Genomic DNA, 21,320 nt, shown 5'->3' on the forward strand with positions numbered 1-21,320 from the left:
TCACGGCTATAATGCCAGCCTCCACGTTGCCGTCGCCTGCCCCCGCGCCCGTTTCGGCCGAGGTGCGCCTGGCCTACGTGCTGCGTCACTTCGCCCTGGCCTACCCCGGCGCGCAAGCCGTGACTATCGGCTACGCAGGCTCGCAGCCGCAGGTAGAAATAGCGGACCTGAGCGGCAGTTTTTTCAGCGGTATAAATCCCTACCCCCCCGCTCCACGCTGGCGTGAGTGGCAGGGGCGGCAGATACCCTTTTTTTTCGATAATTTCCCGGAAAAACAATTACTCGTTTTTGGAGAGAATAAAGCAGTTATTTCAGTCGATATTATTTCGGCGGCATTTTATTTATTGAGTGGCTGGCAGGAATACTTTTCCTCCGAGCGCGACCGGTACGGTCGGTTTCCCTACGCGGCGAGCGTGCAACAAAAATATAATTTTGTGACGCTGCCAGTTGTCAATTATTATTTCGACGTGTTGAAAACGGCGGTGGAATACGTGAGCGACCAGCCGCTGCAGCCGCGCCGCTGGGGCAGCCGGCAAGCGACATTTGCAGCCTTTATTTCGCACGACGTTGACAACCTGCGCAGTGCCTGGAAAGCCCCCGCCAAAGCTGCGCTCAAGAGAGGAAAGGCGCGCCTTTTCAGCAAGTTGCTATGGCAGCACGTCACGCAGCCCGATGCATGGAACAACCTCGAAGCCGTGGCGGCGGCCACGGCGCACTATGGAGCCAAGTCAACGTTTTTTATTTTACCAGTAAATTCCCCGGCCACTAACGGCACGCCCAACGCCGACTATCCCATGACTACCAAACTGTGGCAGCGCCTCGATGCGTTGCGCCGGCAAGGCTGCCAGATAGCGATGCACGGCAGCCTGGGCTCAGCTACCAACGCGGAAAAGCTGCACGTCGAATCGGAAGCTAATTATTTAATTGGGGGTATTCGCTTTCATTATCTGTGCTGGGAGCCTCAACTGACCGTTTGCGTAGTAGAAAATACTGGTTTTAAGTACGATAGCACCCTGGGATTTGCCGAGCACATTGGCTTTCGCCATAGCTATTGCCAACCGTTTTACCCGTTTAATTTCCTGGATAGTCGCGCGGCTAAATTCCTGGAAATTCCGCTTACTATAATGGATACGACCTTGCACCACCCGGCGTATTTGCAGCTCGCCCCCGACGAAATTCTTCCCACGCTTCAACCAGTTTTTGCCGAAATAAAACGCTTCGGCGGCGTGGCTTCCGTGCTCTGGCACAACCAGAATTTTGACTCCGCCAACACGCAAAACGGCCCCCGGCAATTTCACGAAATAATGACGCACCTGCAACAGCAAGGCGCGGCTTTTTTAACGGGTCGCGAAATTTGGGAGGAATTTTCGCCAGAAGCTCCCGCGCCCAATTTATAATTCATAATTTTTAATTCATACTTAGAAGCTTGGGTATCGTTCAGCGCCAAAGTCTGCGCAACACTATTATTTCCTACGCCGGGCTGGGCATTGGCTTTGTCAATACCACGCTGGTGCTGCCGCGGCTGCTGGCGCCGGCGCAACTGGGGCTGCTGTCGGTGCTGGTGTCGCTGGCCACGATGGGCGCGCTGGTGTCGGCGCTGGGCTTTACGAATACCACGCTGCGGTATTTTCCCTATTTCCGCAACCGGGAGACGGGGCATTCGGGTTTTTTGCCGCTGCTGCTGGGCGTGCCGCTGGCGGTGTTTTGCCTCGTGGGGCTGGTGCTATGGCTGGGCCGGCCGCTGGTGCTGCGCTGGTACGCCCACGACGCGTCCCTGCTGGGGCCGCACTACGGCGTGATGCTGGGCTTGGCGCTGTGCATTCTGCTCTACAACCTGCTAGAAGCCTACACTAAGTCGCTGTTTCACACCTCGTTCTCCTCGTTTCTCACCGATGTGCTCCAGCGCCTGCTCATCGTGGGCGCGGCGCTGCTATATGGCGCGGGGTTTTGGTCGTTTGATGCGTTTGTGCTGGCCTATCTGGGCAGCTACGCGCTGATTTCGGCGCTGCTGCTGGGGTATCTGGGTTTTATTGGCGAGCTGCATTTGCGGCCCACGCGGGCGGTGCTGCGGGTGCGGCCGGTGGGCGAGTTGGTGCGTTTTGGGGGCTACGCGCTGCTGGGCAATATTTCGGGCACGCTGCTGGTCACCATCGACTCGCTGATGCTGGGCTCACACAGCTTTGCCGACGCGGGTATTTATAACATCGCGCTCAATATCAGCACGGCGCTGGCGGTGCCGTTTCGGGCTTTATACAAAACCGCCTACCCCCTCATCGCGGAGTATTGGAAGGAGGGCGCGGCGGATAAGATGCAGGATTTTTACCGCCGCACCACGCGCCTCACCACGGCGCTGGGTGCTTATTTGGCGCTGGGCATCGGGCTCAATCTGCCGTTCATCTACAGCCTCATTCACCGGCCCGAGTACGCGGCCGGGAGCGTGGCGGTGCTGCTGCTGCTGGCCGGCCGCCTCACCGACGGCATCACGGGCGTGAACGGAATTATTGTGGTCACGAGCCCGCGCTACCGCTACGATTTGCTGTTTAACGTGGGGCTGGCAGTGGGTATTATTGGGCTCAACGCGCTGCTCATTCCGCGCTACGGCCTCACCGGGGCGGCTATTTCCAATGCCCTGGCGCTGGCCAGCATCAACCTGCTGCGCACCTGGTTTGTGTGGCGCAGCTTCGGCTGGCAGCCGTTCGACCGGCGCATCTTGTATATTCTGCTGCTGGCGGGCGGCGCGGCGTTCGTGGCCTGGCTGCTCCCTACCCTCCCCAATAGCTGGCTAACGCTGCTGCTGCGCGGCGGCGTGCTCACGGGGCTCTACGGCACGGGGCTGCTGCTCAGCGGCTGGGTGCCGGAGGTGTCGGCGTTGGCGCGCAAGGTGGGGGTAGGGAAACAGAGGAAATTCGGGGAGTGATAGGAATGTCCTGAAAATTAGTTTGCAATAAAAAGAACGTCATGCTGAGCTTATCGAAGCATCTCGCTCGCCTCGTTGGATGAAGCGAGCGAGATGCTTCGACAAGCTCAGCATGACGTTCGAATGAGTTAGACTAATTTTCTAATTTTCGCGACCTACTTAACAACCCCGAAATTTAGTTTATCTCCTTACCCCCGCTTCGAGATTTTATTGCCCGTTATTACCCGCTGCAAAGTTGATTTAAAGCGGGCGCCTTCTACGGCACTTTTGGCTTGGTGCTTGGTGGCGCGGCCTTGCACGCGGGCACGCCAGCGGCGCCAGGAAGCAGGTTTCAACTCGCGGCGCATGAGGACAATAACTGCCGGTTCGGCCAGACCAAACTGCGCCTGAATGGCCTCGAAGGGCGTGCGGTCTTCCCAGGCCATTTCAATGATGCGGTCAATTTGCTGGGTGGTGAGGGACTCGGTCATGGAATGCTGAAATAGCCGCATCGGCAAACTACCGGGGCGGCTATTTTATAAGGTAATCGGGCGCGTAAATGTTCGCCAGCGGGCTTTTAACTGGCGCTTTATTCCAGTATTTTTCTTTCGGCTGCCTGCCGCAATTTACTGTGTTTTTTTCCGTAGCCATAATAAATAGCCAAGCCGATGGCCAGCCACACGGCCAGGCGCAGCCAGGTTTCCCAGGGCAGGCTGGCCATCATTATCAGGCACGTCATAATGCCCAGAATAGGCACCAGCGGCACCCACGGCGTGCGGAAGCTGCGCGGCGCGTCGGGGTCGGTTTTGCGCAGAATAATAATTCCCAGGCACACCATCACGAAGGCCAGCAGCGTGCCGATGCTCACCATTTCGCCCACAATGGTGATGGGCACGAAGCCCGCGAAAACGGCAATGAACGCGCCCAGCAGGAGGTTGGACTGCACCGGCGTGCGGAACTTGGGGTGGATGCGCGAAAAAGCGGGGGGTAGGAGGCCGTCTTTCGACATGGAGAAAAATACCCGCGACTGTCCCAATAAATCAACCAATATTACCGACGTATAGCCGATGAGAATGGCCAGAATAATAGCCCCGCTGAGCCAGGCGTAGGGCGTTTTTTCGATGGCAATGGCCACCGGCGCGGCGCTGTTTTTAAACTCGGTATAGTTGGCCAGGCCGGTGAGCACGTAGCCGAAAAGCACGAATAAAATGGTGCAAACCACCAGCGAACCCAGAATACCAATTGGCATATTACGCTGCGGATTTTTGGTTTCCTGCGCCATCGTGGCCACGATATCGAAGCCAATAAAGACGAAGAAGATAACCCCCGCGCCGCGCAAAACACCGCTCCAGCCAAACTCGCCAAACTTGCCGGTATTTTCTGGAATAAATGGGTGATAATTGGCCGGGTCAATATATTTCCAGCCCAGGGCAATAAATACTAAAACTACCGCCACTTTCAGGGCCACCACCAGCGCATTAAACCACGCTGAGCCCGAGGTGCCCCGAATGATAACCGCCGTGATGGCCAGCACCACTAGCATGGCCGGCACGTTGGCGTAGCCGTGCACCACCGAGCCATCGTGCAGGGTGGCCGACTCGAAGGGCGACATCACGAAGCGGGCGGGCAGGTGCAGGCCGTATTTTTCCAGGAATTTCAGGAGGTACTGCGACCAGCTGATGGCCACTGTGGCGGCGCCCACCGAGTATTCGAGCACGAGGTCCCAGCCGATTATCCAGGCAAATAATTCGCCCATCGTGGCGTAAGAATAGGTGTAGGCCGAGCCCGCCACCGGCACCAGCGCCGCAAACTCGGCGTAGCACAGGGCCGAGAACGCGCAGCCCACGGCCGCTACCACGAAGGAGAGCGTCACGGCTGGCCCCGCGTGGTTGGCCGCCGCCAGGCCGGTGAGCGAAAACAGCCCCGCACCAATAATAACTCCAATCCCCAGGGCAGTGAGGCTCAAACCGTTGAGCGTGCGCTTGAGGGTACCCGCGCCCGATTCGGCTGCTTCCTGCCGCAGCAGCTCCAATGATTTTTTCAGCATAAACTAACGTAGCGCGGAGGGTTGTTCCGGGCTTGTAACAACCAGCCCGCCCGGTACGCATTCGCGCCCGGCCAGCCTCGGTCAACCCTCTAAAAAATGAATAAAACGTGCCGCCGCACTGCTGGCTTTCAGCAACAACAGCCTACCCCCCACTGCCGGCTCCACGGGGCAGCAACGATAAAAAAGCTACTAAAAACGGGCGAAATAGCAGAAGGAGCCACTGGCTTTTATAGGGGCCGCCATAGTTTGGCAGCCGGTTCGGTTGGCACCGTTCCGCGCGGGGCGGGGGTTGGCTAACGCCTTCTTACGGGTGCCGGCGCGTCGCAGAGCCTATCTCTCAGCGCCTCTTTATAAAAACAAGCGGGACCGGGTAGGCCTGCTCGACGGGGCAAAGGTAGGGCCGGATGAAGGTTTGCTGGTGCTCAGGCGGGCAGCCTACCCTCTTCCCAGGCCGTTAGCTCGGCTTGCAGGTTGCGGCGGGCGGGCGCGTCGAGCTCGGCGCGGAGACTCGGCGTGTGAAAAAGCACCGGCGCGGCGAGCAGCTTGGCCAGCACCTGGCGGCGGCCGGGGCGGTAGAGCAGGTCGGGCACGAGGCGGTACTCGCGGCGCACCTGGCGGGCGTAGGCCCCATACGCCGCTTCGGGCGCGCCCAGGATGCTGAGGTCGGCGTCCAGAAACAGCAGCAGGTCGGCATCGCCGGGCGGCTGGGGCTGGGTGTGGTCCTGGGTGCGGCGGATGAGGTCAGCCACGCGGGCCTGGCGGGCCGGTTCTAGGCTGGTCGCTTGCAGAAACTGCACGGCCCAGTCGGCGCTTTTGGCCTCGTTATCGTGCCGCAGGGCGTTGTACACGGCATCGTGGTACCAGATGGCCAGGTTGAGCACCGTTGCATCCTGCACCGGGAAGCGGGCTATTTGCTGTTGCAGCTTGGCTACGTGCGCCAGGTTGTGGTAGTGTCGGCTGGCGTCTGAGTAGGCGGCAACCAGCTGCTGATACTCGGCTTCGCGGCGAGCGTAGTCGGGTAGCAGCGGGGTAAGGAGAGCGTGCCAGTTAGCGGCCAGGTCAGCGTTCATGCGGCAAGTTAGCGCAGGGCGTAAATGCGCTCGATTATCGCTGCTATTTTCAGGCCTTCGAGCGCGTTGGTGGTGGCGAAGCTGCGCTTTTGCAGGGTATATACTACGTTGTCAACTACCTGCACGTGGGGCCGGTAGCCGTTGCCTGATTTTGTGTCTTATGCCTTACAGTTTAGCTCTACTTTGGCAGGTTAACGTGTTTTCACCGCGGAAGACGCAGCGGGCTTCGCGGAAGAGTCGCAGAAGAACGACCTCTGCGACTCTTCCGCGAAGCCCGCTGCGTCTTCCGCGGTGAAAACACCTGTACTAGAAGCCGTTGCAAGCAGCAGTTTATAACTTGCCAAAGTAGAGTTAGAATGGCTCATTGCCAAGATTGAAAAGAAAGAGCGGGTGAAATTCCTGTTTTTCTGGGGCCACCAGCGAAGCAAAAACGGTGACCTTACGGCGGCTTGTTTTAGCCAGTGGTGGGCAGCGCCGTTTGTTGTGGACAAGGTGCGCTACCCCACCACCGAGGCGCGGCTAGTAGCCAGGCAAGCTCCAGAGCCGTAATTTTGCCCTATGCCTAGCTCCAACCTCCCCACTTCCCTGCTGCTCAACGGCCGCGAATTCAGCTACGAAAGCCTGCAACAAAGCCCTACCCCCCACGCCAGCCTCAATGGCTACGAGGCCAAGGTGCTGGAGCTGCTGCGCCAGTGGCTGACGGGCGCCCAGGAATTTGGGCTGCGCACGTCGGGCAGCACCGGGCAGCCGCAGTTGATAGTGCTGAAGCGGCGGCAGCTGGCGGCCTCGGCGGCCCGCACCGGCGACTACTTCGACCTGGGGCCTGGCGACCGGGCGCTGGTCTGCCTCAACTGCGATTTTATTGGGGGCAAGATGATGCTGGTGCGCGGGCTGGTGCGCCACCTGCACCTGACCATCGTGGAGCCGCACGCCGACCCGTTTGACTTTGTGCCGGCCGACGCCGAGTTCGACTTTGCGGCCTTCGTGCCCTTGCAGCTGCGGGCCGTGCTGGCAGCGGGCCGGGCCGGGCGGCTGGATAAAATGCGGGCCATTTTGGTGGGCGGCGCGGGCGTGGAGCCCAGCTTATTGACGGAGATTCAGAAGCTGAGAGTGCCGGTGTACCTGACGTATGGCATGACCGAAACCGCCTCGCACATGGCCCTGCGGCTGCTGAATACGCCCAAAGCCAGCGCGCACTACCGCGTGCTGCCCGGCCTGCACCTGGGCCAGGACGAGCGCGGCTGCCTCACGGTGCGCGGCGACGTGACCGACGACCAGCTTATCACGACCAACGACCGCATCGAGCTGCTGGATAAACATACTTTTGACTGGCTGGGCCGGGTCGATTTCGTCATTAACTCGGGCGGCGTGAAGGTGCAGGCCGAGAAAGTGGAGCAGGTGCTCGACGTGGCCCTGGCCGAGCTGGGGCAGACGCGCCGCGCCTTTGTGGCCGGCCGGCCCGATGAGCGCCTGGGCCAGGCCGTGACGGCCTACGTGGAGGGCGCCGCCCTACCCCCCCCCACCGAGCGCAACCTGCTCGGCCTGCTGGCCGGGCGCCTCGGCAAATACGAGGTGCCCAAGGCGGTGCTCTACGTGCCGGCTTTCAAGTCAACGGCCTCGGGCAAGCTCGACCGGGCGGCCACGATGCGGGGTGTGGAACCGCCCCGCCGTAAACCTTAATTATTGTTGATGAATAGATTAGCCAGCTTTTTTGGGCAGCGGCGGCGCTGGCGGGCCGGCCTGCTGGCCACCACGAGCCTGGCGCTGCCGGCCCTGGCCCTCGCCCAAACGCCCGACTCGACCAGCACGCACAGCGAGGCCGATACTACGGCCGCGCCGGTGGTGGCGCCCAGCGCCAGCGCGGCCGGTGGCCTGCCCTCCTCCGGGTTTGAAACGTACAATGTGAGTAGCCAGGGCATTCGCTACACGGCGGCGCTCACGGGCATTTATAGCTCGGGCACGGTAGAGCGTATCTACTTCACTACCAGCCACACCGGCAACCTGGCCCTGGGCAAGCACTGGCTGCTGCCGGCGGCCCTCAACTACAGCTACGGCAAGCAGGATGGCCTGCTGCGCGAGCGCGAATTGATGGGCCTGTTCACGCCGGCCTACCGGCGCGGCCGCCTCAAATACTACGCCCTGGCCGAGGGCGAGCAGAGCAACCTGCGCGCCATTGCGCGGCGCTTCGTGGTGGGCGCGGGGGTAGGCTACCAGTTCTACCTCGATACGCTGCGCAATGAGGTGACGGTCAGCCAGATTTTTATCTATGAGCACACCGAATACCTCGAAGGGCTGCGGCGGCAGGTGCCCCGCTCCTCCACGCGCCTCAAGCTGCGGCTCAGCAAGGGGCCGGTAGTGTTCACGGCGCTGGGCTTCTACCAGCCCTCGCTACAGGATTTTGCCAACGACTACCGCATCAATACTACTAGCAGCCTGGGCTTTAGCGTGAGCCGCCACCTGGCCCTCACGGCCGCCTACACGTATTCTTACGAGAGTATCGCGGTTGAAAACCGCAGCTCCCTCAACACCAACCTCACGGTTGGCTTTACTTATTCGACCGGCAAGTAGGGGCGGTGTTCAGTTAAGAGCTGCTGTTACGCAACGGGGAGTAGCGCGAACGTTGTAGTTCGCGTCCCCGCGCCGTTTGGTTGATGCTAACGGCGCGGGGACGCGAACTACAAAGTTCGCGCTACTCCCCCTTGCCATCTCGAATAAGATAGGGCGTAACAGCAGTTAAGAGTTAAGAATCAGTCCACAGGGGGCTTAACTCCTAACTCTTACCTGAATGGCGGGGTTTAGCGCAGGAATTTTTGGCGGGTCTGATTATTTATGCCGTGAATACGCAGGTCTTTTTGCGAAAAAAGCGGCTCGCGGCGGCGCACTACCCGAATGAGCGGGCCGATGAGCAGCTTGGCCCGCACGTAGAAAACGGGGCCGCTGATTTCGCGGCGCACCACTTCGGGCACGAACAGCGGCTGCCGCCAGCCCGCGCCCGCGCCCAGGCTGGCCCACGAGAAAAGCCGCATCTGGGCCGCCATCGAGGGCTCGACGAGCGCGATAAAGTCGCGCGGCGAGCGCACGCGGTTGTAGTCCTCGTTGGTATACTCGATGCGCACCGCGCCCATGCCGCCCTGCAGGTTAGCGCCCAACTCCCAGCGCGGGTTTTCGAGCACGATGTACTCGCCGTAGAGGGCCACGTTGTAGAAGCGCAGGGTGGCATCGGCCTCGTCGGCGGCGTTGTCGGGCGGTTCGAGGCGGGTAGGGATGCGGCTGCTGAGGAAATAGAACGCGGCCCCGGTGCGCACGCGGCCGCGCCATTCCAGCCCCAGCTTGACGCCGTTGATGATGGAAAACTTGCTGTTGATGATGGAGTAGCGCGAGTCAATCTGCACGACCAGGCGGCGGCGGGCAAACACCGGGGCGGGCCGCGCGGTATCGCGCGGGGCCAGGGCCGGCGCGGCCCCGGCCGGCGATGCCAAGGCCGCCAGCAGCCCCAGCACGAGCCAGCTGCGCGCTCCCAAGCAAGCCCGAACTAGCTGATTAGTAAACGTAAACAAACAAATCAATCCTTTCACGAGGCCCATACGCAACGCGCGGCCGGGCCGTTAAAATAGTAATAATATAGAGGAGCTTAACCGGGCGGTGCCCCTAAGGTTTCAACGCCTGCTCGAGGGCGTTATCGATGGCTGGGCTGGTAGAAGGCCGCAACGACGGGTTAGCAAGAATGCGGCCATCGCGGCCAATGAGCCAGTAGCTGGGAATGGACTGCACCGCGAAGGCCCTGGCGGCCGCCCCGTCGAAGGCCGCGCCGTCGTGCAGCTGCACGGCGTTGGGGCTGGCGGGCTGCTTGGTGGCCAGGTAGCGCTGCCAGTCGGCGGCCTTGCTATCGAGCGACACGTAGAGAAACACCACGTCGCGGCCCGCGAATTTCTGGCGCAGGGCCAGGCTGGCGGGCATTTCGGCCAGGCAGGGCGCGCACCAGGTAGCCCAAAAGTCGAGGTACACTACCTTGCCGCGCAGGCTGCTGAGCGCTACCAGCCGGCCGCTGGCATCGGGCAGGGTGAAGTCGGGCGCGGGCTGGCCGGTGGCCAGGCCCAGGTGGGTGCGCACGGCCTGACGCAGGGCGCGGGCAATGGTCGAGTCGTGATTATGAGCCCGAAAATCGGGCAGCAGCGGACGAATGTCGGTGTGCTCGCTTTCCACCTTGCCCAGCAGATACTGACCCACGGTCACGTCGCGCACGCGGCCATCGCCGAGCACGTCGGTGGCCCGCTGGTAGAGGCGGGCACCGGCGTCGCGGCCGGTGGGCAGGTTGCCATCCGGGTCGTTAAACTGAGTGAAGCCGTAGGTCATCAGCACGCTCTGGAAGGCGCTTTGGGTGAGGGCCGAATCGCGCCGGTCGAGCTGCAAATCGCGCATAAACTCGTAATAATCAACGGGCAGCGTAGCATAGCCATCGCGCCGCCGCTGGGCCGACTGCCGCGAATAGTAGCTCAGCAGCGAGCTGGCCCACTCGTAGTCGAGGGCCTGCTGCTGCTGGCGCAGAAAAGCCGCCGGCAGCGGGTGCGCCGCCGCAAAAGTGGCCAGCGCCGCCCGCCGCTGCTGGCGGTAGGCATCGGCGGCGCGGCGCAGCTCGGCGGCGCTGAGGGTGGCGGCGCGGGCGTCGGGCGTGCGGCGGGCCTCATCGTCCTGGCTGGCCAGCAGGTAGCTCTGGGCCAGGTAGTTATTGGCACCGGCCCCGCCGCCGGTGAAGGCAATAGTCTGGTCGAGGCGGCCGGGGTCGAAGGCCAGCCGCAGCTCGTCGCCGGGTGTGAGGTAGAGGGTCGCGAACTCGCCGTCGTAGCCCAGGCGCGCCTCAGTGGGCGCGGCCAGGGGGGGTAGGGCCAGCCGAAAATCACCGGCCGGGCTCACCTTGGCCGTCACCGTCTGGGTGGGGCGCCCGCGCCAGTCGGGCGCGTAGCTGAGGCTGATGGTAGGGGCCGTCACGGCATCGAGGTGGCCGCTCACTACTACGCCATTGCCAATGGCCACTGCGTCCGGGGCCGCCCGAAAAGGCGGCGCCTTGAAGGGCGGCGGGGGGGGTAGGGCGGGCCGGCGCGCCGGCGGCGCCCGCCGCGCCAGCTGGGTTTGGGCAGCGGCGACCAGCGGCCAGGTGCTTAGCAGCAGCCAGGCCAACGTTTTCATTAGCAACCCGGTACGCCTGGCAGCGCGGCAACTCAACGCCATAAGGCAGCGGCCGGGGATGGGGACCGGCTCCGCAAAGATAACCCGCCCTACCCCCGGCCGGGCGGCTAGCGCGCCAGCGCGGCCTCAATGGCGGCCACGGTTTTGGCACCATCGGAGGGGCGCGGGGCGTGCATTTTGATAAAGCGGCCATCGCGGCCCACGAGGTAGTAGCTGGGGTAGCCATTGACCTGGTAGGCCACGGCCTCGCTCGGGCCGGCCGCGCGCAGATGCACGCTGTTGGCGCTGGTAAAGTGCTTATCAGCCAGGGTTTGCTGCCATTTGGCTTCCGGGTCGCCCACTGAGATGTAAAGAAATACGACGTCGCGGCCCTCAAACTGCTTTTTCAAAGCCGGCGCGAATTCGGTCATCTCTTTCAGGCAGGGGCCGCACCACGTGCCCCAAAAGTCGAGGTACACCACTTTGCCCTTGAAATCGCCGAGCGACACTGGCTTGCCCGTATTATCAACCAGCGTGAAATCGGGCGCGGGCTTGCCATCGCCTACGAGCTGCCGGCTAGCGATAGCCTGGCGCAGGTCGCTGGCCACCGTCGAATCGGCATTATGCAGCCGAAAAGTGGGGTAGAGCGCCAGCACGCCCGGCAGGTCGTCGCTCAACTTATTGAACATCAGCATCTCCATCGACATCTTGCGGGCTCGGGTAGTGCCCAGCTCCCGCGTGGCCAGCTGGTAGATACGCGGACCTTCGGCGGGGTCGGTGCTGAGCTTGCCCGAGGGCACCAGGCGGTCCTGGTAGGCATTAAGAAACCAGCCCACCACCGTATTCTCATCCAACCCCCGAAAATGCTGACTAAGCTCGCTCAGCGGCACTTCTTTCAGAAAGCTGAAATAGGCTTCTGACAAGGGCGGCGGCGGACTTGCTTCACTAGGCTGCTGGCCCCGGCGATACCCCACGTAATCGAGTAGCTGCTTGCCCCACTGCACGTTAATCAGAAATTTGGCATCGTGCCGGAAGCTGGCCGGCAGCGGGTGCGCCTGGGCGTAGGCCGCCAGAAAAGCCAGCTGCTTCTGCCGAAACGTGTCGGCATTATGGCGCATTTCGGTGGGGGCAAGGCCGGGATTTTGCCGGAGCTGGTCCATCGGCCGGGGCTCGTCGCCGGGCGGGCTGTACTCAAATTTCCACTGCGCCTGGGCCAGGTAGTTGTTCACGTCGGCACCCTGGCCACTGTAGACCACACTCTTATCGAAATCCTTGAAATCGAGCGTCATCCGCAGCTGGTCGCCGGGCAGCAGGTAGAGGCGGGTGCTTTGCCCGGCGTAGGTAAAATGCACCGGGGTAGTGGCTTGCAGGTCTTTAAACTCAAACTGGAAGTCGCCGCCGGGGCTGAGGGGCGTTTTCACGCGCTGCTCGCCCACGAACAGACGCACCGTATCGCCGGCCGGCGCGTGGTTGAGGTGGCCGCTGAAGCGGGTGATGGGCGGGCCGGGCGCGGCTAGCAGGTGGAGCGCGGTGCCCAGCGTGAGGGCGGGTAGGAGCAGCATTCGCGGCAAATGGCTGAGGTGGAAACAGGTAGGGAAATATACAGAGTCCGGGCGGGTGCTGGTGGTTGCTTCGCCCCGTGCTTTTGGTGAAGTGGCCACCGGGATAGGCGGCTTCACCCCGTTTGGGCTGGCGAGGGGGGGTAGGGAACCCGTAGTTTTGACGCAGCTCCTACCCCTTTCAAACCACCCCATGCCAACGCCCGACTTCCTGTTTTCCCTAGCCAACCCGCTCGCGATGGTGGGTTGGGCCTTGCTGGTGCTGGCCCCGCGCTGGCGGTTTACCAAGCTGCTGGTGCTCAGCGGGGCGTGGCCGCTGGGGCTGGCGGTGGCCTACGCGGCGCTCATCACCACGCACTACCTCAACGGCCACGGTGGCGAGGGCGGCTTCGGCTCGCTGGCGCAGGTGGCGGCCTTGTTCCAAGACCCGTGGGCGCTGCTGGCGGGCTGGGTGCATTACTTGTGCTTTGACCTATTTACCGGGGCCTGGGAGGTGCGCGATGCCCAGCGGCGCGGGGTGCCCCACGGCTGGCTGGTGCCGGCGCTGGCGCTCACGTTCCTGTTTGGGCCGGTGGGGCTGCTGGTGTATTTCGGCGTGCGCCGGATTTTTAGCGACAAATCTTCTGATTCACTCTCAACCGCTTACGCCTCATGAAAACGCTGATGCTTTCCCAATCCCTACCCCCCTCTCTCTACCGCAATGCCGCCGCGCCGGCCGCGCCTGGCCTGGGGCAGCGTCTGGCCGAGGCATTGCGCGTGCTGCACCGCGCGAACCCTGCCCTGAGCTACACCGGCTGGCTGCACGTGGGCCTGGTAGTGGCGGCGCTGGCGCTGCTGCCCCTCGACCACCGCCACGTAACTGGGGCGCTGGTGTGGCTCAAGCCGCTCAAATTCGCAATTTCGGGCTTGGCCTATACCTGGACGCTGGCCTGGCTGCTGGCCGACCTGCCCGCCCCGGCGCAGCGCAGCGTGCGCCGCCTCAGCGGGGCAGTAGCCCTGAGCATGGTGGTCGAGATAATCGTTATTTTCATTCAGGCCGGGCGCGGCGTGGCCTCGCACTACAACGTGAGCAGCCCGGTTAATGGCCTTTTATTCGGTTTGATGGGGATTTTTATTCTTGTCAATACGGTCATGACCATCTGGGCCGGGTACCTGGCCTGGCGCTACCGGCCGCACGGGTCGGCGGGCTACGTGTGGGGCCTGCGGCTGGGGCTGCTGGTGTTTCTGGTGGGCTCGGTGCTGGGCAGCTTCATGATTCATAATCAGCAGCATACGGTGGGCGCGCCCGACGGCGGCCCTGGCCTGCCCGGCCTGGGCTGGAGCACCGTGGCCGGCGACTTGCGCGTGGCGCATTTTATGGGCTTGCACGCCTTGCAGGCGCTGCCGCTGCTGGGCTGGGCGCTGGGCCGCTGGGTGCCGCGCCGGGCGGTGGCCCTCACCTGGGTTGGCACGGCGCTGTACGCGGCGGCGGTGGCCGGGCTGCTGGCGCAGGCGCTGGCGGGGCGGCCCCTGCTGATTTTTTAATGCTTTTAGCTGGTTTTATGGAAGCGTTGCATCGCCTCAACATCTTCACGCACATTGCCTTTGGCACCCTGGCCCTGCTGGTGGGACTAGGCCCGCTACTGGCGCGCAAGGGCGGCCCGGCGCACGGGCGGCTGGGGCGCTGGTTTCTGGGGCTGGTAGTGGTGGTGCTGCTGTCGGCCGGGCTGGGCCTGGCGGTGTTCAACTTCCGGCCTTTCCTCACGGCAATTGTGCTGCTGACCACTTACCAGGCCTACGCGGGCTACCGCACGGTGCCCATTCGGGCCAGCGGCCCCACCCGGCGCGACGGGCTGGCGGCGGCGGCGTTTCTGGCGGGCGGGCTGGTGTTTCTGCTGGCCCTGCCCCGCATCCGGCTGGTGTGGTCGCCGGTGGTGATGTACAGCACGCTGGGCCTGCTGCTGGGCATAACCAGCTATGATTTAAGCCGGTATGCGTGGCTGCCGCGCTGGCGGCGCGGGGCCTGGCGCTACGAGCACATCTGGAAAATGGTGAGTACCTATGGGGCGCTGCTGTCGGCTTTTTCGGGCAATGTGCTGGTGAATTATCAGCCCTACAGTCAGTTTCTACCATCGGTGCTCGGCGTGAGCCTGGCGCTGGGCTTCATGGGGCGCACGTATTGGCAGCGCCGCCGGGTGCCGGTGGCTGCCGGGGCCGTGGTAGCTTAGGGGCCACTTTCTGGCCAGCGCCGCATGAACGACCGCCGCTTTCAGCTCATCGGCATTCCGGCGCTGAGCTTTTTGATTACCCTGCTGACGAGGCCGCTCCGCGGCTTCGGGGCCAACCCGGAGTTTTTTATTAGCTGGGGCATTTCGCTTTATTTCACCACGGCCCTGTGGCTCGGAAACCGGGCGCTGTGGGCGTGGCTGCTCGGCCGGCTGCCCCAGGCCGACCAGACGGCCCGGCGCTTGTCGGCGCTGGTGGGGCTCTCGGCCTTGTTTACGGCCCTGGCCACGGGGCTGCTGCGCGAGCCGTTGCGTCTGCTGCTGCCGGCTTATTTCCCGTTGCGGTGGTCCGACGAGCTGCTGGCCATTGGCTTCAACTTGCTGCCCACGCTCCTGGTCAATATCCTTTACGAAAGCAGGTATTTCTTCGAGCAGTGGCAAGCTAACCTGCGCCGGGCCGACCACCTGGCCCAGGCCCAGCAACAGGCCCAGCTCGACGCCCTGGCCCAGCAGCTCGACCCGCACTTTTTGTTCAACTCGCTCAATACCTTATCGGCCCTCATCGACCCCGAAAACGAGTCCGCCCAGCGCTACGTGGAGGGCCTGGCCGATGTGTACCGCTACGTGCTGTTGAGCCGCGAGCGCCCCACCGTGCCGCTGGCCGAGGAGCTGGCCTTCGTGCAGACCTACGTGGCCTTGCAAAAAGTGCGCTTTCGCGAGAATGTGCAGGTGAGCTACGACCTCCCTACCCCCTTGCTGGCCCGGCACGTGGCCCCGCTCAGCGTGCAGATGCTGGTCGAGAACGCTTTCAAGCACAACGAGGCCTCGCGGGCGCGGCCGCTACACCTGCGCCTGGTGGCCGAGGGCCACACCCTGCGCGTCGAAAACACCTGGCAGCCGCGCGCCGCCGGCCTGGTCCCCGGCACCGGCATGGGCTTGGCCAACGTGCGTCAGCGCTATGCCCTGCTCGGCGCTGCCCGGCCAGTGGCGGTAACGCAGGCGGGCGGCATCTTTGCCGTGGCGCTGCCCCTGCTGCCGCCCGGCCCGTAGTGCGAACTTTCCAGTTCGTGCGCGAGCACAGCGAGCAGTCGGGACCGGACGACCATGCTCGCTGTGCTCGCGCACGAACTGGAAAGTTCGCGCTACTAACTGGCGTCCTTTTATTTCCATTCCAGTCCGCCATGCCCCCGCTGCACATTCTCCTTCTCGAAGATGAATACCCGGCCGCCGAGCGGCTGCAGCGGCTGCTGGCCCAGGCGGCGCCCACGGCGCAGGTGCTGGCCGTGCTCGACACGGTGGCCGGCGCGCTGGCCTGGCTCGACAGCCACCCCGCGCCCGACCTCATCCTCAGCGATATTCAGCTGGCCGATGGCCTCAGCCTCGACATATTTGCCCAAACGCTGGTGCGCAGCCCGGTCATCTTCACCACCGCCTACGACCAGTACGCGCTGCAAGCCTTCCGGGCCAATGGCATCGATTATTTGCTGAAGCCCCTCAAGCTGGCCGACTTACAGGCCGCTTTGAGAAAGTTAAGAGTTAGGAGTTCAGCGTTAAGAATTGGGTCAGAAAGCCCATCTGAATTAACTCCTAACGCTGAGCTCCTAACTCTTAACTCCCCCCTGGAGCGCCTGCTCGATGCCCTGCCCCGGCCCCAGCAGCCGTACAAGACGCGGTTTCTGGTGCGGCAGGGCGAAACGCTGCTGCCCCTGCCCGCCGCCGAAGCAGCCTGGTTTCAGAGCCGCCACGAAACCACCACGCTCGCCACCCACGACGGCCGCCGCTTCGTGGTCGAGTACACCCTGGAGCAGCTGGAGAAGCTACTCGACCCGGCCCACTTCTTCCGGCTCAATCGCCAGCTGCTGGCTCAGTTGCCGGCCGTGCGCCGGCTGGTGCCCCACTTCGGCGGCAAGCTGCTGGTGGAGCTGAGCCCCGCCCCTACCGACGAAATTCTGGTGAGCAAGGAGAAAACCAGCGCCGTGAAGAGCTGGCTGGAGGGGTAGGCACGGGCTCATTTTTTACGTATCTTGGGGCCTGACCCTAGCTTAATTATGGACGCTATCAAACTAAAAACCGCCGTGCTGGACCGCCTCACCGACGCGGAGTTCTTCGAGTTTTGCCAGGACCACCGCGACCTGCGCATCGAGCGCGATACCAACCACCAAATCACGATTATGCCCCCCGCCAGCTCCGAAACCGGCTCTACCAATAGTGAAATCTCGCGCCAACTGGCCAACTGGAATGTTGAGCACGAGTTGGGCATCACCTTCGACTCGTCGGCTGGCTTCACGCTTTCGACCGGGGCCATGCTCTCGCCCGATGCCAGCTGGATTGCGCGGGCTCGCTGGGATGCCCTTAGTGCCGACGAACGGCGGGGCTTCGCCCGCATCTGCCCCGATTTCGTGGCCGAATTGCTCTCGCCTTCCGACCGCCTCACCGACACCATGCGCAAGATGGAGCACTGGCTCGAAGCCGGCGCCCGGCTGGGCTGGCTGCTCGTGCCGGCCAGCGAATCGGTGTACGTTTTTGAGCCCGGCCAGCCCGTGCGGCCCCTGGTGGGTTTCGACCAACTCTTAAGCGGTGAGCCGGTGCTACCCGGCTTTGCGCTGGAATTGAAGAGATTACGCAAAGCAGCGTAAGCTTTAGCTCGCCGCAGCATTCGGCTCCCTACCCGCCCATTTTTATTCCTACCCCTATCTATCGAGCCAGCTTTTGAAGACGCTTACTTTTTCGCGGCTCACCAGCACGGGGCCTTCGCTCGCGGGTGGGACGGGCTTGAGGATGGTTTGCAGGCGCGAGTTGGTGTAGTGAATGATGTCGGCGATGGCGGACTGTTGCGCCAGGAAGGCCCGGTTGAGGCGGAAGAACCGGGCCGGGTCGAGCAGGCTTTCGAGCTGCTCCATCGTGTAGTCAACCACGTACTTACGGCCGTCGGTGCTTTGCAGCAGGGTAGTCTTTTCGAGGCTGAAAAAGTAGGCGGCCTGCTCCACGGGTACCACTTTGAGGTGCTCGCCCACGCGCACCACGAACTGCGTTTTGTAGCTGGCCGTGGGCGCGGGCTGGCGCAATTGCTGAAGGAGCGCCGCCAATGTCGCGGCATCCAGGCCGGGTACATCGGCGAGTTTTGTGCTGGAAACCGAACTTTTTATACTAAAATCCGGGGTTTGAGCGGCAGATGCGCCCAGTCGCCGCGTCAGCTTGTCCACCGCGCCGCGCAATTCTCCCTCGTCAATGGGTTTGAGCAGGTAATCAACGCTGTTGACCTTGAAGGCGCGCAGGGCATACTGGTCGTAGGCGGTGGTGAAGATGACGGGGCAGGTGATTGGCACTTGCTCGAATAGCTCAAAGCTGAGCCCATCGGCCAGGTGAATATCGAGAAAGAGCACGTCGGGCGCGGGGCTGGCTTGCAGCAGGGCCACGGCCTGCGCCACCGACTCGGCCGGCCCGAGTATCTCAAACGGCACGGCTTGCTTGTGCAGCAGATTGGAGAGGCGGCGGGCGGCCAGCGGCTCATCTTCCACGAGTAAGGCTCGGAGCATGGGGTAGGCTTGATGGTTGGGTAACTAGCTGAATCAGTTGTCATTGCGAGCGAAGCGAAGCAATCGCACCAGAACAAAATCGTGCGAGTGCCGTGCGGGTGCGATTGCCTCGCAAGCTCGCAATGACAGACGATTTTACTTCTCAATTGGCCGCATCCACGCTGTCGCGCAGCTGCCGCACGCGCCGGTTGAGCGCGGTGCTTTGACACACGACCGAGCTGTAGGCCCGCAGCGCCACGTCGCCCTCGGCGGCCAGCGCCAGCCGCCAGATGATGGCGCGGCTGTGCAGATGCCACGCCGACGCCAGCTCCGGCCGCAGGCGCACCATCACCGTAGTTTCTATCAGGGGGTTAAACGTCTGTTTATCAACAATAACTGGCCGCATCTGCCGCAACGCCCGCAGCAGCGGGGCAATGGCGGCGGCCGTGCGCAGCTGAAACGGGCGGGCTGGTCGCCCGCGCCGGTCGGGCAGCAGGGGGTAGCAGGTGATGCTTTCCACGTCGGCGGGGCGGGCCTGCCGCAGCGCCCCAGCCACGTCGGGGTAGGCATCGGGGGTAGCGGCCCAGCTGGTGAACAGCCAAATCAGGCCCACTAGCAGCGCGGTGGCCAACCCTAGCAGCGCATACGTCCTTTCTTTTACCATGCTACACAGCCCCGCGCTTACAGCGCCAGCAGCGGCAAAGTAACCACGAACTCGCCGCCCACCGGCCCGGCCGCCACCGGCCGCGGGGTGAGAAAGCCGTAGCGGGCGCGCAGGTTGGCCAGGCCGCGGCCCGAGGCTTCGTTGGCGGGCAGGCGGCGGGGGCGCAGCGTGTTGCGCACGGTGAGGGTCGCGGCGGCGGCATCCACGGTCACGCGCAGGCGCAGCGGGTCGGCCTGGTAGGCAGCGTTGTGCTTGAGGGCGTTTTCGAGCAGCAGCTGCAAGGCCAGCGGCGGCAGGTAGAAGTTGGGGCCTGGTGCCTGGGGCTTGGTGCTTGGGATAGTGAATTCGACTTGCAGGGCTTCGTCGAGGCGGGTTTTCTGCAGAAAAACGTAGGCCTCGGCAAATTGCAATTCTTCCGCCAGCGGCACCAGCTCCTGGCTCTGGCTGTCGAGCACGTAGCGGTACACGCTGCTGAGCTGGCGGATGAAGCGCACGGCGCGGGCCGGGTCGTTTTCTTCTACTAACGAGGTGAGGGCGTTGAGTGAGTTGAAGAGAAAATGCGGGTCCACCTGCCGGCGCAAGGAGTCGAGGCGGGCCACGGCCGATTCTTTTTCCAGCCGCTCGGCCCGCACGGTGGCCTCGCGCCAGGCCAGCAAAAACGAGCGCGAGTGCATAAAGAGCGAGATAATCACCGTCATCAGCAGCGAAAAGGCCGACTCGGACCAGAAGCGGTGCCGCAAGGAGTAGCCCAGCGCGCGGTGGCTAAGCAACATGGAGAAACTCTCCCGCACCACCACTATCACCAGCAGCGAGGCCAGAAACGAAAAACCCACCGTGACCAGCAGCCGCCGCATGGGCTGTTCGCTCCAGCCGGTGCGCACGTTGAGCAGGTCGGCGGTGTAGGCGTTGGCAAACCACAGCCCCGCCGCGAAGCTGAAGGCAATGACCACCGAAATGGCGTAGCTCTTCGGGTCGCGCCAGGGCGGCGGCGCAAACATGGCCGCCGTGCCGAAGCTGGCCAGCACTATCCAGCCCAGCACCCGCCCAAAGGCCCGCACCTGCGAGCGCTCCACCGTGGTGACCCAGGGCGTGCCGGCCGGGGCCGGGTCGGCGTAGGGCGGGGCAGCGGGGGCGGGCGGCAAAAAGGAGGGCACGGCAGGCAGCTAAAAGAATGAGGAGGCCATAAAAATAACGCTTGCCGGGGCGAAGCGGCCCGGCGAGGGGGGGGGGTAGGCGGCTACTTGCTGGTGGCCGTGGCCGCTATCTCGTATTTTTTGAGGCGGCCCAGCACCTGGCTTTGGCCCCAGTTAGGCGCGAGCGGCCCGGCCGGCTGGAAGGCGACAAACCGGGCTTTGGCCTCCTCATAAAGTGGCTTGGCAGCCTCGGCCCCGCCCCCAAACATACTTGGTGTGTAGTACACGTTGTTGGCCCCCACCAGGTAGGGGCGCGGGTTAGCGGGGTTCTGCGCTTTGGCCTGGGCCACGGCTTCGGTTACCAGGCGCGAATATTTCGCGCTGCGCGGCATGGGCGCGATGCCCAGCCGGGCCTGGTACGCGTAGGCTTGCAGCGTTAGCAGCTCGCTTTCGTCGCTCTGCAGCAGGTGGGCCTGGGCCAGCGCGGCCTCGGCCTGGTCGAGGGTTTTGTCCTTGGCATCGCCGTTTTCTTTGCTTTGGAAAACGTTGATGACCAAGGCATACGCCTGGTAGTAGCGCGGCAGCCAGTCGGCGGGGGCCACGGTGGCGGCGCGCTCCAGCTTGGCGGCCAGGGCTTTTAGCTCGGCCGGGTCGCCGGTGCTCATCACCTGCGTAATGGTCGCGCCCAGCAGTTCGGCGTAGCCGGCAGGGGTAGGGGCCGCGGTGGCCACCGGAGCGGGCAAAACCGGGGCGGCGGCGGGCGTCGTTTGGGCGAGGGCGGCCAGGCTAGCGGCGGCGAGGGCGAGGGTAAGCAGCGACTTTTTCATGACTCAGAAAGGGGGCAAGGTGGTTGGTGGTGGAGAATGCGTCAAAGGTGCCGCCGCCCGCCCGCCGCCAAAAATGCCCGTTGCCGAAGCGTGCGGAGCGCCCCCCGAAACCGCCGAAACGCGCGCGGAAGCGTTAGCCGCCGCGCCGGGCCGCCGCCTGGCCTATACTTTTGCCTACCCCTGCCTGGCCAGCCAGGCGCTTGCTCATCGCCCTCCAAACAGCCCCAACTCTTCACCTTAAC

At 63.3% G+C, this 21,320-nt stretch carries 21 protein-coding genes and 1 other annotated feature; of the genes, 11 read left to right on the forward strand and 10 right to left on the reverse strand.

What is annotated here, in order from left to right; all coding sequences use genetic code 11:
* Window positions 1–11: 11 nt before the first annotated feature.
* Complete coding sequence (locus A0257_05625) at window positions 12–1,397, forward strand: hypothetical protein (GenBank protein AMR26634.1); 1,386 nt, start codon at window positions 12–14, stop codon at window positions 1,395–1,397.
* Between the two features lie 29 nt (window positions 1,398–1,426).
* Window positions 1,427–2,917: a hypothetical protein gene (locus A0257_05630; protein AMR26635.1), complete on the forward strand. Its 1,491-nt coding sequence runs from the start codon at window positions 1,427–1,429 to the stop codon at window positions 2,915–2,917.
* 188 nt (window positions 2,918–3,105) lie between these two features.
* Here the strand turns inward: A0257_05630 and A0257_05635 are convergent, their stop codons facing one another.
* The 3 genes from A0257_05635 to A0257_05645 form a co-directional block, all read right to left on the reverse strand.
* A complete protein-coding gene (locus A0257_05635; GenBank protein ID AMR26636.1) occupies window positions 3,106–3,387 on the reverse strand; it encodes an RNA methyltransferase in 282 nt (93 codons plus the stop codon).
* Between the two features lie 98 nt (window positions 3,388–3,485).
* On the reverse strand, window positions 3,486–4,943 hold the full coding sequence (locus A0257_05640; GenBank protein ID AMR26637.1) for an amino acid transporter: 1,458 nt from the start codon (window positions 4,941–4,943) through the stop codon (window positions 3,486–3,488).
* A 224-nt stretch (window positions 4,944–5,167) separates the two neighbouring features.
* Window positions 5,168–5,300 (reverse strand) — a binding site (SAM riboswitch class I).
* A gap of 65 nt (window positions 5,301–5,365) precedes the next feature.
* Complete coding sequence (locus A0257_05645) at window positions 5,366–6,013, reverse strand: hypothetical protein (GenBank protein ID AMR26638.1); 648 nt, start codon at window positions 6,011–6,013, stop codon at window positions 5,366–5,368.
* 672 nt (window positions 6,014–6,685) lie between these two features.
* Between A0257_05645 and A0257_05650 the strand changes: the two genes are divergently transcribed.
* Both A0257_05650 and A0257_05655 read left to right on the forward strand, forming a co-directional pair.
* Window positions 6,686–7,693, forward strand: a complete 1,008-nt coding sequence (locus A0257_05650; protein ID AMR29638.1) for a hypothetical protein — start codon at window positions 6,686–6,688, stop codon at window positions 7,691–7,693.
* A gap of 9 nt (window positions 7,694–7,702) precedes the next feature.
* Entirely contained in the window at window positions 7,703–8,581 is an 879-nt protein-coding gene (locus A0257_05655) for a hypothetical protein (protein AMR26639.1), read from the forward strand.
* 227 nt (window positions 8,582–8,808) lie between these two features.
* On the opposite strand, the gene A0257_05660 is transcribed toward A0257_05655, so the two are convergent.
* The 3 genes from A0257_05660 to A0257_05670 all read right to left on the reverse strand — a co-directional run bounded on the left by A0257_05660 (window position 8,809) and on the right by A0257_05670 (window position 12,738).
* Window positions 8,809–9,534: a hypothetical protein gene (locus A0257_05660; protein ID AMR26640.1), complete on the reverse strand. Its 726-nt coding sequence runs from the start codon at window positions 9,532–9,534 to the stop codon at window positions 8,809–8,811.
* Between the two features lie 127 nt (window positions 9,535–9,661).
* Window positions 9,662–11,197 (reverse strand): hypothetical protein, encoded by a 1,536-nt coding sequence (locus tag A0257_05665; GenBank protein AMR26641.1) that lies wholly within the window; start codon window positions 11,195–11,197, stop codon window positions 9,662–9,664.
* A 107-nt stretch (window positions 11,198–11,304) separates the two neighbouring features.
* Window positions 11,305–12,738, reverse strand: coding sequence for a hypothetical protein (locus A0257_05670; GenBank protein AMR26642.1), 1,434 nt, complete (start codon window positions 12,736–12,738; stop codon window positions 11,305–11,307).
* 190 nt (window positions 12,739–12,928) lie between these two features.
* Here A0257_05670 and A0257_05675 point away from each other — a divergent pair, with 190 nt between their 5' ends.
* The 6 genes from A0257_05675 (at window position 12,929) to A0257_05700 (ending at window position 17,575) form a co-directional block, all read left to right on the forward strand.
* On the forward strand, window positions 12,929–13,390 hold the full coding sequence (locus A0257_05675) for a hypothetical protein (protein ID AMR26643.1): 462 nt from the start codon (window positions 12,929–12,931) through the stop codon (window positions 13,388–13,390).
* Window positions 13,387–14,259 carry a hypothetical protein gene (locus A0257_05680; GenBank protein AMR26644.1) on the forward strand — a complete coding sequence of 291 codons (873 nt, stop codon included), beginning with the start codon at window positions 13,387–13,389 and terminating at the stop codon, window positions 14,257–14,259. The genes A0257_05675 and A0257_05680 overlap by 4 nt, the downstream gene beginning before the upstream one ends.
* Window positions 14,259–14,942 (forward strand): hypothetical protein, encoded by a 684-nt coding sequence (locus tag A0257_05685; protein AMR26645.1) that lies wholly within the window; start codon window positions 14,259–14,261, stop codon window positions 14,940–14,942. The genes A0257_05680 and A0257_05685 overlap by 1 nt, the downstream gene beginning before the upstream one ends.
* 24 nt (window positions 14,943–14,966) lie before the next feature.
* Complete coding sequence (locus A0257_05690; protein ID AMR26646.1) at window positions 14,967–15,989, forward strand: hypothetical protein; 1,023 nt, start codon at window positions 14,967–14,969, stop codon at window positions 15,987–15,989.
* A 131-nt stretch (window positions 15,990–16,120) separates the two neighbouring features.
* Window positions 16,121–16,939 (forward strand): hypothetical protein, encoded by an 819-nt coding sequence (locus A0257_05695; GenBank protein AMR26647.1) that lies wholly within the window; start codon window positions 16,121–16,123, stop codon window positions 16,937–16,939.
* 48 nt (window positions 16,940–16,987) lie between these two features.
* Entirely contained in the window at window positions 16,988–17,575 is a 588-nt protein-coding gene (locus tag A0257_05700) for a hypothetical protein (protein AMR26648.1), read from the forward strand.
* Between the two features lie 54 nt (window positions 17,576–17,629).
* Here the strand turns inward: A0257_05700 and A0257_05705 are convergent, their stop codons facing one another.
* The 4 genes from A0257_05705 to A0257_05720 form a co-directional block, all read right to left on the reverse strand.
* A complete protein-coding gene (locus A0257_05705; GenBank protein ID AMR26649.1) occupies window positions 17,630–18,475 on the reverse strand; it encodes a hypothetical protein in 846 nt (281 codons plus the stop codon).
* Window positions 18,476–18,617: 142 nt separating this feature from the next.
* Window positions 18,618–19,085, reverse strand: coding sequence for a hypothetical protein (locus A0257_05710; protein ID AMR26650.1), 468 nt, complete (start codon window positions 19,083–19,085; stop codon window positions 18,618–18,620).
* 50 nt (window positions 19,086–19,135) lie between these two features.
* On the reverse strand, window positions 19,136–20,272 hold the full coding sequence (locus A0257_05715; protein ID AMR26651.1) for a hypothetical protein: 1,137 nt from the start codon (window positions 20,270–20,272) through the stop codon (window positions 19,136–19,138).
* Window positions 20,273–20,355: 83 nt separating this feature from the next.
* Window positions 20,356–21,078, reverse strand: a complete 723-nt coding sequence (locus tag A0257_05720; GenBank protein ID AMR26652.1) for a hypothetical protein — start codon at window positions 21,076–21,078, stop codon at window positions 20,356–20,358.
* On the opposite strand from A0257_05720, the gene A0257_05725 reads away from it, so the two are divergent.
* Complete coding sequence (locus A0257_05725; protein AMR26653.1) at window positions 21,077–21,319, forward strand: hypothetical protein; 243 nt, start codon at window positions 21,077–21,079, stop codon at window positions 21,317–21,319. The genes A0257_05720 and A0257_05725 overlap by 2 nt on opposite strands.
* Window position 21,320: the final 1 nt, after the last annotated feature.

Source organism: Hymenobacter psoromatis, assembly GCA_001596155.1.
GTDB lineage: Bacteria > Bacteroidota > Bacteroidia > Cytophagales > Hymenobacteraceae > Hymenobacter.

Excerpts from the sequence above, each read along its gene's own strand:
- A0257_05625 (AMR26634.1), top strand. The coding sequence starts at position 12 with ATGCCAGCCTCCACGTTGCCGTCGCCTGCCCCCGCGCCCGTTTCGGCC.
- A0257_05635 (AMR26636.1), bottom strand. The coding sequence starts at position 3,387 with ATGACCGAGTCCCTCACCACCCAGCAAATTGACCGCATCATTGAAATG.
- A0257_05640 (AMR26637.1), bottom strand. The coding sequence starts at position 4,943 with ATGCTGAAAAAATCATTGGAGCTGCTGCGGCAGGAAGCAGCCGAATCG.
- A0257_05645 (AMR26638.1), bottom strand. The coding sequence starts at position 6,013 with ATGAACGCTGACCTGGCCGCTAACTGGCACGCTCTCCTTACCCCGCTG.
- A0257_05655 (AMR26639.1), top strand. The coding sequence starts at position 7,703 with ATGAATAGATTAGCCAGCTTTTTTGGGCAGCGGCGGCGCTGGCGGGCC.
- A0257_05665 (AMR26641.1), bottom strand. The coding sequence starts at position 11,197 with ATGAAAACGTTGGCCTGGCTGCTGCTAAGCACCTGGCCGCTGGTCGCC.
- A0257_05670 (AMR26642.1), bottom strand. The coding sequence starts at position 12,738 with ATGCTGCTCCTACCCGCCCTCACGCTGGGCACCGCGCTCCACCTGCTA.
- A0257_05675 (AMR26643.1), top strand. The coding sequence starts at position 12,929 with ATGCCAACGCCCGACTTCCTGTTTTCCCTAGCCAACCCGCTCGCGATG.
- A0257_05680 (AMR26644.1), top strand. The coding sequence starts at position 13,387 with ATGAAAACGCTGATGCTTTCCCAATCCCTACCCCCCTCTCTCTACCGC.
- A0257_05685 (AMR26645.1), top strand. The coding sequence starts at position 14,259 with ATGCTTTTAGCTGGTTTTATGGAAGCGTTGCATCGCCTCAACATCTTC.
- A0257_05690 (AMR26646.1), top strand. The coding sequence starts at position 14,967 with ATGAACGACCGCCGCTTTCAGCTCATCGGCATTCCGGCGCTGAGCTTT.
- A0257_05695 (AMR26647.1), top strand. The coding sequence starts at position 16,121 with ATGCCCCCGCTGCACATTCTCCTTCTCGAAGATGAATACCCGGCCGCC.
- A0257_05700 (AMR26648.1), top strand. The coding sequence starts at position 16,988 with ATGGACGCTATCAAACTAAAAACCGCCGTGCTGGACCGCCTCACCGAC.
- A0257_05705 (AMR26649.1), bottom strand. The coding sequence starts at position 18,475 with ATGCTCCGAGCCTTACTCGTGGAAGATGAGCCGCTGGCCGCCCGCCGC.
- A0257_05725 (AMR26653.1), top strand. The coding sequence starts at position 21,077 with ATGACTCAGAAAGGGGGCAAGGTGGTTGGTGGTGGAGAATGCGTCAAA.
- A0257_05720 (AMR26652.1), bottom strand. The coding sequence starts at position 21,078 with ATGAAAAAGTCGCTGCTTACCCTCGCCCTCGCCGCCGCTAGCCTGGCC.